This window comes from Salmonella sp. A1325, assembly GCF_056991255.1.
On record NZ_JAMLWO010000003.1, the window covers coordinates 231677 to 248488 of the forward strand.

Genomic DNA, 16812 nt, shown 5'->3' on the forward strand with positions numbered 1-16812 from the left:
ATATTGAAACGCCATCGTCCGTCGCGCGCAGCAGGGGGAATGTGCTACCATGCAGCGCTCCGTTATTCATCCGTAAGCACAATCATGAAATTTCCCGGTAAACGTAAATCCAAACACTATTTTCCCGTCAATGCGCGTGACCCGTTGTTGCAACAAATTCAGCCAGAACAGGAAACCAACGCCTCCTGGGTCGTCGGTATCGACCAGACGTTGGTGGATATTGAGGCGAAAGTGGATGACGATTTTATTACACGCTATGGATTAAGCGCCGGGCATTCTCTGGTGATAGAAGACGAGGTGGCGGAGAAGCTGTATCAGGAACTGACGCGGGAAAATCTGATCACCCATCAGTTTGCTGGCGGCACCATAGGCAATACGATGCATAATTACTCGGTACTGGCGGATGACCGTTCGGTGTTACTGGGCGTGATGTGCAGCAACATTGAGATTGGCAGCTACGCTTATCGTTACTTGTGTAATACTTCCAGCCGTACTGACCTGAATTATCTGCAAGCGGTAGATGGTCCGATTGGCCGCTGTTTCACGCTGATTGGCGAATCCGGCGAGCGTACCTTCGCTATCAGCCCCGGCCATATGAATCAGCTACGGGCGGAAAGTATTCCGGAAGCGGTGATCGCTGGCGCTTCCGCGCTGGTGTTGACCTCATATCTGGTGCGCTGTAAGCCTGGCGAACCGATGCCTGACGCGACGATGAAAGCGATCGAATACGCGAAAAAGCATAACGTGCCGGTTGTCATGACGCTGGGCACCAAATTTGTGATCGCTGATAATCCGCAGTGGTGGCAGGCGTTTCTCAAAGAGAATGTCTCGATTCTGGCAATGAACGAAGAAGAAGCGGAAGCGCTGACCGGCGAAAACGACCCGCTGCTGGCGGCGGATAAGGCGCTGGACTGGGTCGACCTGGTGTTATGCACCGCCGGGCCGATAGGGTTATATATGGCAGGCTTCACCGAAGAGGAAGCAAAACGTAAAACCCAGCATCCGCTGCTGCCGGGGGCTATTGCTGAATTTAACCAGTATGAATTTAGCCGGGCAATGCGCCATAAAGATTGTATTAATCCGCTGCGCGTTTATTCGCATATTGCGCCGTATATGGGCGGGCCGGAAAAAATCATGAACACCAACGGCGCGGGCGATGGCGCGCTGGCGGCGCTGCTGCACGATATTACGGCGAACAGTTACCATCGTAGCAACGTACCGAACTCCAGTAAGCACAAATTCACCTGGCTGACCTATTCGTCGCTGGCGCAGGTGTGTAAATATGCTAACCGTGTCAGTTATCAGGTACTGAACCAGCACTCTCCGCGTCTGACACGCGGGCTGCCGGAGCGTGAGGACAGCCTGGAAGAGTCATACTGGGATCGCTAATCTGGCTTGCCCGATGGCGCTGCGCGCATCGGGCCGTCCGGCAAACCCTTAACTGGCGACGACTTCACCCGCGGGCGGCGTTTCAAGCAGTTCCAGCATCGCCCGGGCAATTTCTCGCTCGCCCATCACTACCTGATTAGCTCCCCGCTCGGTAATATATTTCACTTCATCATCATAGTGCGCGCGGGCGATTATCTCGATATCAGGACTTTTTTCCCGCGCTGAGGCGACAATCTCACCGGCTTCGTAACCGTTGGGGATGGTCAACAACAGCCAGCGGGCGCAGTCCAGATGCGCCAGATTCATGATTTCTTCGTTAGCGGCGTTGCCCAGCACGGCGCGAATCCCGCGTTCGCGCAGTTCATCCACGCGGGTACGGGACGTTTCGATAACCACCAGCGGAATCCCCGCCGCCAGTAGTTTTTCTCCCAGCAGACTGCCTACGCGGCCAAAACCCACCAGCAGGGCATGATTACAGATATCCACCGGAATTTGCTTCTCTTCTTCGATAGCCTCTTCCAGAGTTTGTTCTTCCAGCGTTTCGGTTTTCGCCAGATACTTCTCCAGCAGGGTAAACAGTACGGGATTAAGCATAATCGACAAAATAGCGCCTGCCAGCACCAGGTTCTGTCCCGCTTGCGGCAGCAGATTGAGCGCCATGCCGAGTCCGGCGAGAATAAAGGCGAACTCGCCGATTTGCGCCAGGCTGGCGGCAATGGTCAGCGCGGTTCGCGGCGAGTGGCCGAACATACGCACCAGGAAAAACGCAGCGATCGATTTGCCAAAGACGATAATGGCAAGCGTCGCCAGCACCGCCAGCGGCTGTTGGATCAAGACTAACGGATCGAACAACATGCCGACGGAAACAAAAAACAGGACGGCAAAGGCGTCGCGCAGCGGCAACGTATCGTGCGCCGCCCGGTGACTCAGTTCCGACTCATTAAGCACCATTCCAGCGAAGAACGCGCCCAGCGCAAAAGAGACGTCAAACAGTTCTACCGCGCCAAACGCAATGCCTAACGCCAGCGCCAGTACGGAAAGGGTAAATAATTCGCGCGAGCCGGTGGCGGCGCTGCGGGCCATAATCCACGGCACCAGGCGGCGTCCGACCAGCATCATGATGGCGATAAACGCCACCACTTTACCAATGGTTATCCCCATATCGACTGCCAGCGAGGCTATGCCGACATCGCCTTTTTCCACCATGCCGGCAACGGCGGGCAGCAAGACCAGCGTCAGCACCATCACCAGATCTTCGACAATCAGCCAGCCGATGGCGATTTGTCCGCGCTGGCTATCAAGGAGTTGCCGCTCCTCAAGCGCGCGCAGCAGGACGACGGTACTGGCGGTAGACAGACAGAGACCAAAAACGATGCCGGTCATTAATGACCATCCCAGCACGGCGGAAAGCGCCATACCCAGCAGCGTCGCCACCGCTATCTGAGCGACAGCGCCGGGGATGGCGATAGACTTTACCGCCATCAAATCCTTCAGCGAAAAATGCAGCCCGACGCCGAACATCAATAGAATCACGCCGAGCTCCGCCAGCTCCGGCGCCAGTTTGGTATCCGCAACAAAACCTGGGGTAAAAGGTCCCGCCAGAACGCCCGCTAACAGATATCCCACCAGTGGAGAAATACGCAATTTGTTGGCAATCATGCCGAGAATAAAAGCGAGCACAAGGCCGCCGACAATGGTGGTGATAAGCGGGGTAGCGTGATGCATTCCGTCTCCTTTGGTTGCTGGACTCCAAAACTCCGGGTAATAGTTTATGACAATTTCAATCAGGATGTTTATAAAAAATGGTTGTGTTTTATAAAAAGATACGATCTGAAGGCAAAAAGAGCACGGAACGTAAAAGTGATAAGTATGGGATGGACAAAGCAAGATGGCATCAGGATGTACAGGCGGTTAAAGCGTACCTTTAACCGCCATAAAATCATGCTTTATGTCGATTATCAGGTAAGAATATGGTCAGTATCCCCAGAAGCGGCAGGAAAGCACAGATTTTATAAACTAAATAGATACTGGTATGGTCGGCAATCAGCCCCAACACCGCTGCGCCCAGGCCTCCCATTCCGAAGGCAAACCCGAAAAACAGGCCGGAAACCATACCGATGCGTCCTGGCAGCAGCTCCTGGGCATACACCAGAATGGCGGAAAACGCCGACGCGAGAATAAAGCCGATAATCACCGTTAAAATCCCCGTCCAGTACAGCGTGGCGTAGGGTAAAACAAGGGTAAACGGCGCGACGCCGAGAATAGAGCCCCAAATCACATATTTCCTGCCGATTTTATCGCCCACCGGCCCGCCGATTACCGTCCCGGCAGCCACCGCAAACAGGAAGGCAAACAGATGGAGCTGCGCGTTTTGTATTGATAATCCGAATTTTTGCATCAGATAAAAGGTGTAATAGCTACTGATGCTCGCCATATAGAAATATTTCGAGAAAATGAGTAGCAATAATACGCTGACCGCCAGCACGACTTTATTGCGCGGCAGCGGGTTAGCGATTATCGCTTTTGGCTTGCCTTTCGCTATCCGGTGCTGGGCGGCATACCAGCGGCTGATCTGCGCCAGCACCACGATCGCCAGCAGCGCGGCCAGCACAAACCAGGCGACATTCCCTTTGCCATAGGGCGCGATAATCACGGCGGCCAGCAGCGGGCCCAATGAACTGCCGAAGTTTCCGCCGACCTGGAAGATAGACTGCGCCAGACCATGACGTCCGCCGGAGGCCATGCGCGCCACGCGGGACGATTCCGGGTGAAAAACGGACGAGCCGGTACCCACCAGCGCCGCAGCGAGCAATACGCCGCCAAAACTTCCCGCCATTGCCAGCAGTACCAACCCGCTCAGGGTAAAACACATGCCGACAGGCAGCGACCACGGCATGGGATACTTATCCGTCCAGTAGCCGACGACCGGTTGCAGTAGCGATGAGGCGAGCTGGAACGTCAGGGTGATCAAACCTATCTGGACGAAGGTCAGCGAGAACTCCGCCTGCAACAGGGGATAAATGGCTAAGATTAGCGACTGGATCATATCGTTCAGCAGATGGGAAAGACTGATCGCGCCCAAAATACCAAACGAAGTACGTGCTTTAGCGGCCGCTGCGGGCGCGCCGGCTAACGGCTGGGTTGGTTCACTCATGGCCATAGAAAGTCACTTAAATTTTATGCGATGTTGGAGATAGTAGGATGTGTAATTATTACTTGCCTAACATACCTGTGAAATGTGTTTGAAGGAAGTCTCAATTCTGAAAACATATTTGTCTATTATTGCAAGGAAAGGTAATTTCTGCGGTTGATATTGAGTCAGGGAGAGAAAGATGAAATTTTTGAAACGGGGTGTGGCGCTGGCGTTACTGGCGGCGTTCGCGCTGACGACTCAGCCTGCACAGGCTTACGAAAAAGATAAAACCTATAAAATTACTATCCTGCATACCAACGATCACCACGGTCACTTCTGGCGCAGCGAATATGGCGAATATGGTCTGGCGGCGCAAAAAACGCTGGTGGACAGTATCCGTAAAGAGGTGGCGCAAGAGGGGGGAAGCGTCCTGTTGTTATCCGGCGGCGACATTAATACCGGGGTGCCGGAATCCGATCTCCAGGATGCGGAGCCCGATTTCCGCGGGATGAATCTGATTGGCTACGACGCTATGGCCGTCGGTAATCATGAGTTTGATAACCCGCTCACCGTATTGCGCCAGCAGGAAAAGTGGGCGAAGTTTCCCTTTCTTTCCGCCAATATTTATCAAAAAAGTACCGGCGAGCGTCTGTTTAAGCCGTGGGCTATTTTTACACGCCAGGATATAAAAATCGCGGTAATTGGCTTAACCACCGATGACACGGCGAAAATAGGCAACCCGGAATATTTCACCGATATTGAGTTTCGTAAACCTGCTGAAGAAGCAAAGGTGGTGATTCAGGAACTTAATATGAATGAAAAACCGGACGTGATTATCGCGACCACGCATATGGGACATTATGACAACGGCGATCACGGTTCGAACGCGCCGGGCGACGTTGAGATGGCGCGTAGCCTGCCTGCCGGTTCGCTGGCGATGATTGTGGGCGGTCACTCACAAGACCCGGTATGCATGGCGTCGGAAAATAAAAAACAGGTGAATTACGTACCGGGAACGCCCTGCGCGCCGGATAAGCAAAATGGCATCTGGATCGTGCAGGCGCATGAGTGGGGTAAATATGTGGGCCGTGCGGATTTCGAATTCCGTAACGGCGAGATGAAAATGGTTAACTACCAGCTTATTCCGGTAAATCTCAAGAAAAAAGTGACCTGGGATAACGGGAAAAGCGAGCGTGTACTTTACACGCCAGAAATCGCCGAAAATCCGCAAATGCTCTCGTTATTAACGCCGTTCCAGAATAAAGGTAAAGCGCAACTGGAGGTGAAAATTGGTAGCGTGAATGGCCTTCTTGAAGGCGATCGCAGTAAGGTCAGATTTGTCCAGACCAATATGGGACGGGTGATTCTGGCTGCGCAGATCGCGCGCACCGGCGCCGATTTTGGCGTGATGAGCGGCGGCGGTATTCGCGACTCGATTGAGGCGGGAGATATTACCTATAAAAGCGTGCTCAAGGTACAGCCGTTCGGCAACATTGTGGTGTATGCCGATATGAGCGGCAAAGAGGTGGTTGATTATCTCACCGCCGTAGCGCAGATGAAACCGGACTCCGGCGCCTATCCACAGTTCGCCAATGTGAGCTTTGTCGCCAAAGAAGGCAAGCTCACCGATCTGAAAATCAAAGGCGAGCCTGTTGATCCGGCCAAAACCTACCGCATGGCGACGCTGAGTTTCAACGCCACGGGCGGCGATGGTTATCCGCGCATCGATAACAAACCGGGATACGTGAATACCGGGTTTATTGACGCGGAAGTGCTGAAAGAGTTTATTCAGCAAAATTCACCGCTGGATGCGGCGGCGTTTACGCCAAAAGGCGAGGTGAGCTGGCTGTAGCGGTACGGATAGCCATCACTGCCTGATGGCGCGCAGCCTTAAGGCCTACGGATTATGTATGCTGTAGGCCGGATAAGGCGTTTGCGCCGCTATCCGGCAATGTATTTTACGCAGGCTTAATCCCGACGCGCGATATCAGCGAATTTAGCACCCAGTATGGCGGCCAAATCGTCAGCCGCCAGTTCAATATCCAGCCCGCGTTTACCACCGGAAACATAAATAGTGGCAAACGTGCGGGCTGGCGCGTCAATCAGCGTAGGCAGCCGTTTCTTCTGTCCCAGCGGACTGATCCCGCCGACCAGATATCCCGTGGTGCGTTGCGCCACCATCGGGTCGGCCATATCGACCTTTTTCGCGCCCAGAGCTTTGGCGACTTTTTTCAAATCCAGCTGCCCGGCTACAGGCGTCACGGCGACGGCCAGTTGCTTCATATCGCCATTCACGGCAACCAAAAGCGTTTTATACACCTGATCGGCGTTTAGCCCGAGCTTACGCACCACTTCATCGCCAAAGTTAGTTTCATTCGGATCGTGATCGTAGGTGTGAATGTTAAACGGAATCTTATTCTTTTCGAGTAACTTAACTGCGGGTGTCATAACGTTCCTTCTTACTACAGACGTGATTTGCCATCAGCATACGCCCGAAAGCGGACTAAAAAATAGTATAATCTTGTGCATTAGGTCTTGGCAGTTGCGGCAACTTTGAGCGACAATCTGAAGATCCGAAGCGAAAGCGTCGGGATAATAATAACGATGAAATTCCTCTTTGACGGGCCAATAGCGATATTGGCCATTTTTTTATTTCAATATTTGCGGTAGGTTGCCTTCGCCGTACAGATGTAGCGCCCCTACGGCTACCACGTAGCGTCCCGGCGGCAGTGCCAGCAGCGCGTCGCGCCAGGCTTCATTGCGTTTTACCATCAGTACATCATACAGCGGTTGGCTAAACGTTCTGGGAAGCGAAGCGCCGACGCTGGTCGGCGGCTGTTCAAGCCACCAGCCGATCATCACTTGCAAAAGCCGTGCGTTGGTGTGCCAGTGCGTCAGCGTGTCGTCGAGCAGCGCCATCCCGCCATCGGGCAGATCGCAGAGTAGTTCGAGCTGGTGTTTCGCCCCTTCCAGCTCTTGCACCGGCAGCGACATTTCGCGGGCAGCCTGTAATAGCTGATAATCAATGCCATAGTCCGGGCGCAATCCCAGCCGTTGCGCCTGCGTGGCCTGTAGCACCATAGCTATCTGCCATAAAGGTTGATTATCAAAATGGATCAGCGGCATACCCAACTCGCTGACCCGTTTTTCCAGTACGCTTAGCTGCCCGGCGCTGAGACGTTCGACCAACGGCGGGCATTTGGGGAGATTGCTGAATGGCGTTTCGTTACCAGAAATATCCGCTTCAACGACCAGCGCATCGGCCTGGCGTAGCTTTTTCACCAGCTTTGCTGGAAGAGGAGCCATATCGCGTGTCCCCATATGAATACTGCCAACCAGATGCAGATGACGACCGCCGGGCAGGGAGAGATCGATAGCAGGCCAACTATTTGGGGTACCACGCAGCGCGCGCCATAAACGTTTAAGTTGATTTAATAGCTCCATACGCGCTCCCTTTGAAAAGCTCATGCTAGCGCGTTGGAGAAAATGGCGCAATGCGCCCTGACGGGACGTCAACGATCGGTCGGGTTATTCGCTACCGTCGAGATAGGCCGTTCTGGCGATGGTCATTTCAAGCTGGCATGTATAAATACTGATGCGCTTCTCAGCAGGTATGGCCTCGGATTTTGCATCGCTAAGTTTGCCGCATTGCTGCTCTTTTTTGGTCACCCAGACTCGCTGCTCTTGTTTTAATGCCGTTCGGGCAGAGGCGGGGAGTGAATTCCAGACCTGATTAAGCTCGCGATCTCTACTCTCAAATTTCTTTGCTGCGATTTCAATCAGTGAGCTATTTTTTTTCTTTATGAGTTTATCACCAGATACCGTCATTCTTGCCATTACATAAATAGACCACGTCAATTTATAAATTTTTTTCACAGGGGTGACGACAATATCTTTGTTGTTGTCAGCAAGCTGGATATTGTAGTTAACCTCTTTCCAGGTCATCGTATTATTTATTACCTGGCTGTTTTCTTGTGAAATATAGGATAGAGTATCTGGTAAGTCTTTCATTAATTTAAAAAATGGCTGAGGAATACCTATGGTGACGGTAGCCGAGCAAGTTCGTAGGTTGGCATTTTCTGGTTGAGGGTTCTGCGTTATTACATCACTGAATTGAATAGGAATAGCCCGGAGTTGCTGCTCGTACTGAGTCTGGGGGATATCGAAGAAAAGCGTGGAGGGCGCTTTAATATAGCTTTGCTGTAAACGACCTAATGCTTCATTGTAAATCCACTCTTTTGCCGCCGTGACTGCATTATCGTTGCCGCATTTTAACTCTGGACTGGAATCAAATAATCCTGCATAACTAACTGCGGGAGAAAGCAGGAAAAGAAGCGCAACTGCTTTTCTAAACATAAATAACACATCCTTATGATTCAAAAAAATATTATAAAATGTTGTTTTTTATTTTTCTATAGGATGTGCGGTTAAATTTTTATATATTGATACGGTAAATTACTGATGGCTTAATAATATATCAGGCAGCTGATGCTGCCTGACAGGACTTTTTACGCTTTCGGTTTAAAGCGCAATAGCCGGTTGGCATTGCTGACGACGGTAATGGAAGACAGCGCCATTGCCGCGCCCGCTACTACCGGGTTTAACAAGGTACCGGTAAACGGCCACAGAATACCGGCGGCCACCGGGATACCAATGCTGTTGTAGATAAATGCGCCAAGCAGGTTTTGCTTCATATTGCGCAACGTCGCGCGCGAAATGGCCAGCGCATCCGCCACGCCCATCAGACTATGGCGCATCAGCGTAATCGCCGCGGTTTCAATCGCCACATCACTGCCGCCGCCCATCGCGATACCGACGTCCGCCTGCGCCAGCGCGGGCGCATCGTTGATACCATCGCCGACCATCGCGACCTGACGCCCCTGGCTTTGCAGACGTTTAATCGCATCAGCTTTGCCATCCGGCAGAACGCCCGCAATGACTTCATCAATGCCCGCTTCTTTGGCAATCGCGTTAGCCGTCGTTGGGTTATCCCCGGTGAGCATTACCAGACGGTATCCGGCGTTGTGCAGGCGTTCAAGCGCGGCAATACTATCGCTGCGCAATGGATCGCGTACCGCCAGTAACGCCGCCGCTTTACCGTCAATCGCCAGCAGGACCGGAGTAGAGCCTTGCGAGGCCTGCGCGGTGATTTCCGCCGTCATATCATCCGTGGCGACGTGCTGTTCGTTCAGCAACGCCTGGTTCCCCAGAAGCAGTTGATGACCTTCCGCTTCACCGCTGACGCCCAGTCCGCGCAGCGTTCTGAAACCGTTCACCTGCGGCAGTTTATCGTCGCCGGCTTTTTCCAGAATCGCATGGGCCAGCGGGTGGCTGGAGCCTTGTTCGAGCGCGGCTGCCAGACGTAATGCCTGAGCTTCCTCAACGCTGTTAAAGGTTTTTACCGCCACCACTTGCGGCTTGCCTTCCGTCAGCGTCCCGGTTTTATCAAAAACGAGGGTATCCAACGTACTGGCGCGTTGCAGGGCATCGGCGTCGCGTACCAGCACGCCGAATTCGGCAGCGCGGCCTACGCCGGAAATAATCGACATTGGCGTCGCCAGGCCTAATGCGCAAGGGCAGGCGATAATCAGTACGGTGGTGGCGATGACCAGCGTATAAACAATTTGCGGCGCCGGCCCGAAGAAATACCAGATAGCGGCGCTGAACAGCGCAATGGCCACGACGACGGGAACGAATACCGCGGAGATTTTATCGGCCAGTTGGCCAATTTCCGGTTTACTGCTTTGCGCCTGGCGTACCATGCGAATAATGCGTGACAGCGTGGTATGACTGCCCACCGCGCTGGCGCGGAACAGGACGCTGCCGTCCTGGACGACGGTGCCGGCATGAACGCTGTCGCCTTCGCCTTTTTGCTGCGGAATGGGTTCGCCGGTCAGCATGGCTTCATCAAGCCACGCTTCGCCCTGGGTAATTTCGCCATCCACCGGCACGCGATCGCCGGTAGTGAGCCGCAGTAGCATCCCTGGCTGAACGTCCGCCAGCGGGACGCTTTTTTCGCCGTCTTCTGTCACGACGCGTGCGGTGGGCGGGGTGAGATCGAGTAATTTTTCCAGCGCTTTTGAGGAACGCTGACGGGCGCGCGCTTCCAGCATGTGTCCGAGATTAATCAGACCGATAATCATCGCGCTGGCTTCGTAATAGAGGTGCCGCGCTTCCATCGGGAACCACTGCGGCCACAGGTTGACGCTCATGGAGTAGAGCCAGGCGACCCCGGTGCCGAGCGCCACCAGCGTATCCATCGTCGCCGTGCCGTTCAGCAGGCTTTTCCACGCGTTACGGTAAAAGTGACCGCCCGCAAAGACCATCACCGCAAGCGTGATCAGGCCAATAGCCAGCCACAGGCTGCGGTTGTCGCCGGTCACCATCATGTTATCGCCGATCATCCCCCAGACCATGACCGGTATACCGACCGCCAGGGCGACGATTGCCTGCCAGCGAAAACGTTTCATGGTGGCGATGGCGGTTTCCTGCTGGCGCTCGCGGCGTTTGATGTCATCTTCAATCGCCTCTGCGCCGTAGCCGGCTTTTTCCACCGCCTGCACTAAATCAGCGGCGGACGCGCTGCCCATCACCAGCGCAGTGCGTTCCGCCAGGTTTACCCGTGCCTGCGTGACGCCCGGTACGCTTTGTAGCGCATGTTGTACGCGGGTGACACAACTGGCGCAGCTCATGCCGCTTAACAGCAACTGTTGGCTTTCTTCATCGGCCGTCGCTACCGGAAGCTCATGAGGAACCGCTGCCAGTGCTTCCGACGGGATTGATGACTCCGTCAGCGGTTTAGCCTTTGGGTGGCTTAATGTCGCGCCATACCCGGCTTGTTTGATGGTTTCAATTAACGCGTCCGCACTGGCGGTACCGGTAACGTGCGCTTCGGTTACGGTAACGTCCGCCAGCTCAACATCCGGACGTTGTTCAAGGCTTTCTTTCACGCGTTTAACGCAATGACCGCAGGACAAACCGTCCAGGGTCAGGTCGATAGTTTGAGACATAGTAAAAACTCCTTTATGATTGGTCATCAATTCATTGACCTTAGTAATCGTAGTGACTCACTGTGATAAAGGTTAAACCTTCCAGCAAGGTTAAGGTCAAGGGGGAAATATGAATATTAGCGATGTGGCGAAAAAAACCGGTTTAACCAGCAAAGCCATTCGGTTTTATGAAGAGAAAGGGCTGGTGACGCCGCCATTACGTAGCGAAAATGGTTATCGCACCTACACGCAGAAGCATTTAAACGAGCTGACGTTGCTGCGACAGGCGAGGCAGGTGGGGTTTAATCTGGAAGAGTGTGGCGAACTGGTCAATCTGTTTAACGATCCGCGACGCCATAGCTCAGATGTGAAAAAGCGGACGCTGGAAAAGGTCGCGGAGATCGAGCGCCATATCAGCGAGCTGCAATCAATGCGCGATCAACTGCTGGCGCTGGCGGAGAGTTGTCCCGGCGATGACAGCGCCGACTGCCCGATTATTGATAATCTTTCCGGCTGCTGTCATCACAAGGCGCAAAAGCCACGTTGATTAAACGGCGCGAATGCGTAGGGTGATGCCTTCCACGGCGATCACTTCGACATGCGTACCTGCGCGCAGGTCTTCGTCAGCGCATACCGGCCACGAGCTGTCGCCGACACGCATATGACCCCGTCCGTTCACTAACGCGGCATCAAGTATAAACCGACGGCCTACCAGTTGTTGTCCGCGTTGGTTAAGGCGGCTGTCGGTCGGCTTTTGTTCCCGCACGCGACGCGCCAGCCAGCGCCACCAAAGCCAGGCCGCCAGTAACGTTAAGGCCGCAAACAGCACGCCCTGCCATTCCCAGCCGAGCGGTAAGAGCCAGACGGTTAAGCCGGTAATCACTGCCGCCACGCCGCTCCACAGCAAATAGCCGTTACCGCCGAGCATTTCCGCAGCCAACAACAGGCCGCCGAGGCTAAGCCAGAAGATATGCGGATGTACCAGAATCATCGCTATCATGCTTTTTTCCGTTCGCTGGCGCTGTCCTTAACCAGCTCGCTGATCCCGGCGATAGCGCCCATCAGACTGCTGGCATCCAGCGGCATCATGACCACTTTGCTGTTATTCGCCGAGCCGATTTGCTGTAACGCTTCGGTGTATTTCTGCGCCACGAAGTAGTTTATCGCCTGAATATCCCCGGCGGCGATGGCTTCAGACACCATCTGCGTAGCGCGGGCTTCCGCTTCGGCGGAACGTTCGCGGGCTTCCGCCTGCAGGAAAGCGGACTGACGTTCGCCTTCGGCTTTCAGAATCTGCGACTGTTTTTCCCCCTCGGCTTTCAGTATTTCCGCCTGACGTACCCCTTCGGCCTCAAGGATATAGGCGCGTTTGGTACGTTCCGCTTTCATCTGGGCATTCATAGAGGAGATCAATTCCGCGGGCGGGCGGACATCGCGAATTTCGATACGGGTAACTTTAATTCCCCACGGGTTGGTGGCTTCATCGACAATATGCAGCAGCCGCGTGTTGATGCTGTCGCGCTGGGAGAGCATTTCATCCAGCTCCATCGAACCGAGCACCGTACGGATATTGGTCATGGTCAGGTTAATGATCGCCAGTTCCAGGTTACTGACTTCATAGGCGGCGCGCGGCGCATCGATAACCTGAATAAAACAGACCGCATCGATAGTGACGTTGGCGTTATCTTTTGAGATCACCTCCTGCGACGGAATATCCAGCACCTGCTCCATCATATTGATCTTGCGGCCAATTCTGTCCATAAACGGTACAACAAGGCTTAATCCCGGCTGCAGGGTTTTGGTGTAACGTCCAAAGCGCTCCACCGTCCACTGGTATCCCTGCGGAACGATTTTGACGCCCGCGCCGACGATCACCAGCGCGACGAAAATGAGAATAGGGATAAGAATGAGCATAGCTAAACCTCCTGTTGCGTTGTCCATAAACCGATTTTGCTGACGAATTAAGCGAATTATACCTGATTCAGTAAAGCATGTTCCCCCCTTATTAATTACAGGGATACACTATCGCTATAAAAATATGAACAATGGATGCGCAATAAATGACAGAACGTAGCATGTTGCTTGAGTTAAAGCAGGTCGGTTACCGGACTGCGACGACAAAAATAGTGAATAACATCAGTTTTACGCTGCAACGCGGCGAATTTAAGTTAATTACCGGTCCTTCTGGCTGCGGAAAAAGTACGTTGTTGAAAATGGTGGCCTCGTTAATAAGCCCTGATATCGGCATGATTCTTTTTGAGGGGCAGGATATTACTACTCTGAGTCCGGAAGCCTATCGCCAGCAGGTTTCTTATTGCGCTCAGACGCCAGCGCTATTTGGTGATACGGTTTACGATAACCTGATTTTTCCCTGGCAAATTCGCCATCAGCGCCCGCAGCCGGCAGCCTTCGCAGACGATTTGGCGCGTTTTGAACTGCCGGAGACGATTCTGCAAAAACCGATTGCCGCACTTTCCGGCGGGGAAAAACAGCGTATTGCTCTAATTCGTAATCTACAGTTTCTGCCGAAAATACTGTTACTCGACGAAATAACCAGCGCGCTGGATGAACATAACAAACGGAATGTGAATGATATTATTCATCGCTATGTTCGCGATAAGCAGGTCGCTGTCTTGTGGGTAACGCATGATAAAGATGAAATTCAACACGCGGATAAGGTGATAACGTTAACGCCATCTGCCGGAGAGATGCAGGAGGCGCGTTATGAACGAGCATAATATTACCAATACCTCGCTGGCGTTATCGATGCTGCTGGTGGTGGTCGCGATGCTCATCAGTCACAAGGAAAAGCTGGCGCTGGAAAAAGATATTCTGTGGAGCGTATGCCGGGCGGTGATACAGCTCATTATTGTCGGCTATGTACTGAAATACATCTTTGGCGTTAATCATGCCGCCCTGACGCTGCTGATGGTGCTGTTTATCTGTTTTAACGCCGCCTGGAACGCGCAAAAGCGCAGTAAATATATCGATAAGGCATTTCTCTCCTCGTTTATCGCCATCACCGTCGGCGCCGGACTAACGCTGACGGTACTGGTGCTTACCGGTTCGATTGAATTTGCGCCGATGCAGGTGATTCCCATCGCTGGCATGGTCGCCGGTAATGCGATGGTAGCGGTAGGGCTGTGCTACAACCAACTGGGGCTACGTTTTCATAGCGAGCAGCAGCAAATACAGGAAAAGTTAAGTTTGGGCGCAACGCCGAAAATGGCCTCCGCCGGGCTTATCCGCGATAGCATCCGCGCATCGCTTATCCCGACGATCGACTCGGCAAAGACCGTTGGGCTGGTGAGCCTGCCGGGGATGATGTCCGGGCTGATTTTTGCCGGGATCGATCCGGTAAAAGCGATTAAATATCAAATTATGGTAACGTTTATGCTGTTGTCGACAGCCAGCCTGTCTACCATCATTGCCTGCTATTTAACCTACCGGAAGTTCTATAATTCGCGTCATCAGTTGGTAGTGATGCCGCTCAAGAAATCATGATAGTTGCCGGATGATGGCGCAAGCGCCTTATCCGGCCTGAGGACGACAGGTAGGCCAGATAAGCGCGCCATCAGGCAAGAGAGGATTAATACAGTAGCGCGTACAACTGGCGGCGGTATTTCGACGCCAGCGCGTCGCCGGTGCCGAGCGCGGCAAGGATCTCCTGAAAGGTTTTGCGCGTCTGTCCCTCGGCGGCGGCAAGATCTTTTCTCAGATGGCTGAACAGCAATTCCAGCGCTTCTTCATTACGTCCGACCTGGTGCAACTGCAACGCCAGTTGCGTTGCCAAAGCCGCATCCTGCGGATTCTCCGCGACTTGCTGCTGAAGTTGCTGAATTTCCGGCGTATCCGCCGCCTGTTTAAGCAGTTCGATCTGCGCGACCAGCCCCTGATAACGGGTATCCTGATCCTGTAGCGGGATAGTTTTTAACACCGCTTCGGCCTCTTCAGAGCGGTTCAGCGCAATTTGCGCTTCCGCCAGTAACAGGCCAATCTCACTGTTCTGCGAAGAGAGCTGCCAGGCGTCTTTGAGCAACGGCAGCGCGTCAACATAGTTGCCCTCCTGCATTAACTGCATCGCTTGTTGCGCTTTTAGCTCTTCTTCACGCGGCAGTACTTTATCCAGCAGAGCGCGGATCGCCTCTTCCGGCTGCGGTCCCTGGAAACCATCGACCGGTTGGCCATTCTGGAACAGATAGACTGTCGGGATGGCGCGCAGACCAAACTGAGCGGCGATCATCTGTTCGGCGTCGCAGTCCAGCTTTGCCAGAATAAACTGACCGTGGTACTGGGCAGCCAGACTTTCCAGCACTGGCGTTAATTGCAGACAGTGTTGGCTGCGTTCAGACCAGAAATAGAACAGTACCGGCGTGGTCATGGACTGCTCTAAGGTCTGCTGCAGGTTGGATTCATTAATATTGACAATGTTCTGTACGGACATGGCGTCGCTCTCTTTTGTCTGTGTCACGTTTACATGGGGGCTGACGGGCGCGCTTCAACTCAGCTTTGTAAAATTTTATCCAGCATCCGGCCCGGCAATAGGCGTTTCAGCGCCATCACCGCCCAGGTGACCAGCGTAACGGGATAGCGCAGCCTGGGTTTATCGCTTGCAAAAGCATGACGCACTTTCGCTACTACCGCGTCAGGATCGCGGGTGAAACGTGCGGCGATGCCGGGATTTTCTACCGGTTTATCACGCTGCGTCTGGTTAACGTTATCCGTAAAACGGGTACGAATTGGTCCCGGTTCTATCAGACTCACTTTAATGCCTGTGTACCGTAGCTCCATACGTAGCGCGTCAGACCAGGCTTCGAGCGCATATTTGCTGGCAGCGTAAGCGCCGCGCCCTGGGGTGGAAATCAGCCCCATCACCGATGAGGTCATCACAATGCGTCCTTCGCCATGCGGCAACATGGCGGGAAGTAAGCGCATAGTAAGCTGATGCGCGCCGAAGAAATTACTGGAAAACTGTTGCTCCATCTGCTCACGGCTGATGGTGGAAAGGGGGCCATACACGCCGTAGCCGGCATTGTTAAAGATCCCATACAGACGATTATCGGTCAGGGCGATCACTTCATCGGCGGCACGATCCACGCTTTCAGGGGAGTCGAGATCGATCAACACGCCGGTAAATCCCATACTGTTCATCCGGGCGACATCATCAGGTTTGCGGCAGCCCGCCAGGATTTGAAAGCCCTGGCGTTTAAGTTCAAGCGCGCTGTCCAGACCGATTCCGCTGGAACATCCTGTTATTAAGACCGATTTTTGCATAACTTTACCTGTCAGGATCTCCGTTGA

Annotated in this window: 15 protein-coding genes; 5 read left to right on the forward strand and 10 right to left on the reverse strand. The window is 53.5% G+C overall.

Features of this window, described 5'->3' with window-relative positions:
* Nucleotides 1-84: 84 nt before the first annotated feature.
* A complete protein-coding gene (gene gsk / locus NAZ64_RS08065; protein WP_000671592.1) occupies nt 85-1389 on the forward strand; it encodes an inosine/guanosine kinase in 1305 nt (434 codons plus the stop codon).
* A gap of 48 nt (nt 1390-1437) precedes the next feature.
* Here the strand turns inward: gsk and ybaL are convergent, their stop codons facing one another.
* Together ybaL and NAZ64_RS08075 are read right to left on the reverse strand one after the other, a co-directional pair.
* Nucleotides 1438-3114 carry a YbaL family putative K(+) efflux transporter gene (gene ybaL, locus NAZ64_RS08070; protein ID WP_000546202.1) on the reverse strand — a complete coding sequence of 559 codons (1677 nt, stop codon included), beginning with the start codon at nt 3112-3114 and terminating at the stop codon, nt 1438-1440.
* Nucleotides 3115-3328: 214 nt separating this feature from the next.
* Complete coding sequence (locus NAZ64_RS08075) at nt 3329-4549, reverse strand: MFS transporter (RefSeq protein ID WP_001251593.1); 1221 nt, start codon at nt 4547-4549, stop codon at nt 3329-3331.
* Between the two features lie 172 nt (nt 4550-4721).
* On the opposite strand from NAZ64_RS08075, the gene ushA reads away from it, so the two are divergent.
* Nucleotides 4722-6374 carry a bifunctional UDP-sugar hydrolase/5'-nucleotidase UshA gene (gene ushA, locus NAZ64_RS08080; RefSeq protein ID WP_000670398.1) on the forward strand — a complete coding sequence of 551 codons (1653 nt, stop codon included), beginning with the start codon at nt 4722-4724 and terminating at the stop codon, nt 6372-6374.
* A 116-nt stretch (nt 6375-6490) separates the two neighbouring features.
* Here ushA and ybaK read toward each other — a convergent pair whose 3' ends face one another.
* The 4 genes from ybaK to copA all read right to left on the reverse strand — a co-directional run bounded on the left by ybaK (nt 6491) and on the right by copA (nt 11532).
* On the reverse strand, nt 6491-6970 hold the full coding sequence (ybaK, locus tag NAZ64_RS08085; RefSeq protein WP_000186618.1) for a Cys-tRNA(Pro)/Cys-tRNA(Cys) deacylase YbaK: 480 nt from the start codon (nt 6968-6970) through the stop codon (nt 6491-6493).
* Between the two features lie 201 nt (nt 6971-7171).
* A complete protein-coding gene (locus NAZ64_RS08090; protein ID WP_134944966.1) occupies nt 7172-7966 on the reverse strand; it encodes a TraB/GumN family protein in 795 nt (264 codons plus the stop codon).
* Nucleotides 7967-8050: 84 nt separating this feature from the next.
* Nucleotides 8051-8878, reverse strand: coding sequence for a lysozyme inhibitor LprI family protein (locus NAZ64_RS08095; RefSeq protein WP_076935512.1), 828 nt, complete (start codon nt 8876-8878; stop codon nt 8051-8053).
* 152 nt (nt 8879-9030) lie between these two features.
* Nucleotides 9031-11532: a copper-exporting P-type ATPase CopA gene (gene copA, locus NAZ64_RS08100; protein WP_483640904.1), complete on the reverse strand. Its 2502-nt coding sequence runs from the start codon at nt 11530-11532 to the stop codon at nt 9031-9033.
* A 109-nt stretch (nt 11533-11641) separates the two neighbouring features.
* On the opposite strand from copA, the gene cueR reads away from it, so the two are divergent.
* Nucleotides 11642-12058, forward strand: coding sequence for a Cu(I)-responsive transcriptional regulator (gene cueR / locus NAZ64_RS08105; RefSeq protein ID WP_001632294.1), 417 nt, complete (start codon nt 11642-11644; stop codon nt 12056-12058).
* On the opposite strand, the gene NAZ64_RS08110 is transcribed toward cueR, so the two are convergent.
* Together NAZ64_RS08110 and NAZ64_RS08115 are read right to left on the reverse strand one after the other, a co-directional pair.
* Nucleotides 12059-12511: an NfeD family protein gene (locus NAZ64_RS08110; protein ID WP_220569370.1), complete on the reverse strand. Its 453-nt coding sequence runs from the start codon at nt 12509-12511 to the stop codon at nt 12059-12061.
* A complete protein-coding gene (locus NAZ64_RS08115) occupies nt 12508-13425 on the reverse strand; it encodes an SPFH domain-containing protein (RefSeq protein ID WP_000906146.1) in 918 nt (305 codons plus the stop codon). Before NAZ64_RS08115 ends, NAZ64_RS08110 begins: the two co-directional genes overlap by 4 nt.
* A 146-nt stretch (nt 13426-13571) precedes the next feature.
* Here NAZ64_RS08115 and fetA point away from each other — a divergent pair, with 146 nt between their 5' ends.
* Nucleotides 13572-14249 carry an iron efflux ABC transporter ATP-binding subunit FetA gene (fetA, locus tag NAZ64_RS08120; protein WP_079981483.1) on the forward strand — a complete coding sequence of 226 codons (678 nt, stop codon included), beginning with the start codon at nt 13572-13574 and terminating at the stop codon, nt 14247-14249.
* Nucleotides 14236-15015, forward strand: a complete 780-nt coding sequence (gene fetB, locus NAZ64_RS08125) for an iron efflux ABC transporter permease subunit FetB (RefSeq protein ID WP_001002130.1) — start codon at nt 14236-14238, stop codon at nt 15013-15015. Before fetA ends, fetB begins: the two co-directional genes overlap by 14 nt.
* A gap of 85 nt (nt 15016-15100) precedes the next feature.
* Here the strand turns inward: fetB and cnoX are convergent, their stop codons facing one another.
* Both cnoX and NAZ64_RS08135 read right to left on the reverse strand, forming a co-directional pair.
* Nucleotides 15101-15955, reverse strand: a complete 855-nt coding sequence (gene cnoX, locus NAZ64_RS08130; RefSeq protein ID WP_000116066.1) for a chaperedoxin — start codon at nt 15953-15955, stop codon at nt 15101-15103.
* A gap of 59 nt (nt 15956-16014) precedes the next feature.
* On the reverse strand, nt 16015-16785 hold the full coding sequence (locus NAZ64_RS08135) for an SDR family oxidoreductase (protein ID WP_483640905.1): 771 nt from the start codon (nt 16783-16785) through the stop codon (nt 16015-16017).
* Nucleotides 16786-16812 lie beyond the last annotated feature (27 nt).

Excerpts from the sequence above, each read along its gene's own strand:
- NAZ64_RS08110 (WP_220569370.1), bottom strand. The coding sequence starts at position 12,511 with ATGATAGCGATGATTCTGGTACATCCGCATATCTTCTGGCTTAGCCTC.
- fetA (WP_079981483.1), top strand. The coding sequence starts at position 13,572 with ATGACAGAACGTAGCATGTTGCTTGAGTTAAAGCAGGTCGGTTACCGG.
- cueR (WP_001632294.1), top strand. The coding sequence starts at position 11,642 with ATGAATATTAGCGATGTGGCGAAAAAAACCGGTTTAACCAGCAAAGCC.
- fetB (WP_001002130.1), top strand. The coding sequence starts at position 14,236 with ATGAACGAGCATAATATTACCAATACCTCGCTGGCGTTATCGATGCTG.
- NAZ64_RS08075 (WP_001251593.1), bottom strand. The coding sequence starts at position 4,549 with ATGGCCATGAGTGAACCAACCCAGCCGTTAGCCGGCGCGCCCGCAGCG.
- ybaL (WP_000546202.1), bottom strand. The coding sequence starts at position 3,114 with ATGCATCACGCTACCCCGCTTATCACCACCATTGTCGGCGGCCTTGTG.
- ushA (WP_000670398.1), top strand. The coding sequence starts at position 4,722 with ATGAAATTTTTGAAACGGGGTGTGGCGCTGGCGTTACTGGCGGCGTTC.
- ybaK (WP_000186618.1), bottom strand. The coding sequence starts at position 6,970 with ATGACACCCGCAGTTAAGTTACTCGAAAAGAATAAGATTCCGTTTAAC.
- NAZ64_RS08090 (WP_134944966.1), bottom strand. The coding sequence starts at position 7,966 with ATGGAGCTATTAAATCAACTTAAACGTTTATGGCGCGCGCTGCGTGGT.
- NAZ64_RS08115 (WP_000906146.1), bottom strand. The coding sequence starts at position 13,425 with ATGCTCATTCTTATCCCTATTCTCATTTTCGTCGCGCTGGTGATCGTC.
- NAZ64_RS08095 (WP_076935512.1), bottom strand. The coding sequence starts at position 8,878 with ATGTTTAGAAAAGCAGTTGCGCTTCTTTTCCTGCTTTCTCCCGCAGTT.
- gsk (WP_000671592.1), top strand. The coding sequence starts at position 85 with ATGAAATTTCCCGGTAAACGTAAATCCAAACACTATTTTCCCGTCAAT.
- NAZ64_RS08135 (WP_483640905.1), bottom strand. The coding sequence starts at position 16,785 with ATGCAAAAATCGGTCTTAATAACAGGATGTTCCAGCGGAATCGGTCTG.
- copA (WP_483640904.1), bottom strand. The coding sequence starts at position 11,532 with ATGTCTCAAACTATCGACCTGACCCTGGACGGTTTGTCCTGCGGTCAT.
- cnoX (WP_000116066.1), bottom strand. The coding sequence starts at position 15,955 with ATGTCCGTACAGAACATTGTCAATATTAATGAATCCAACCTGCAGCAG.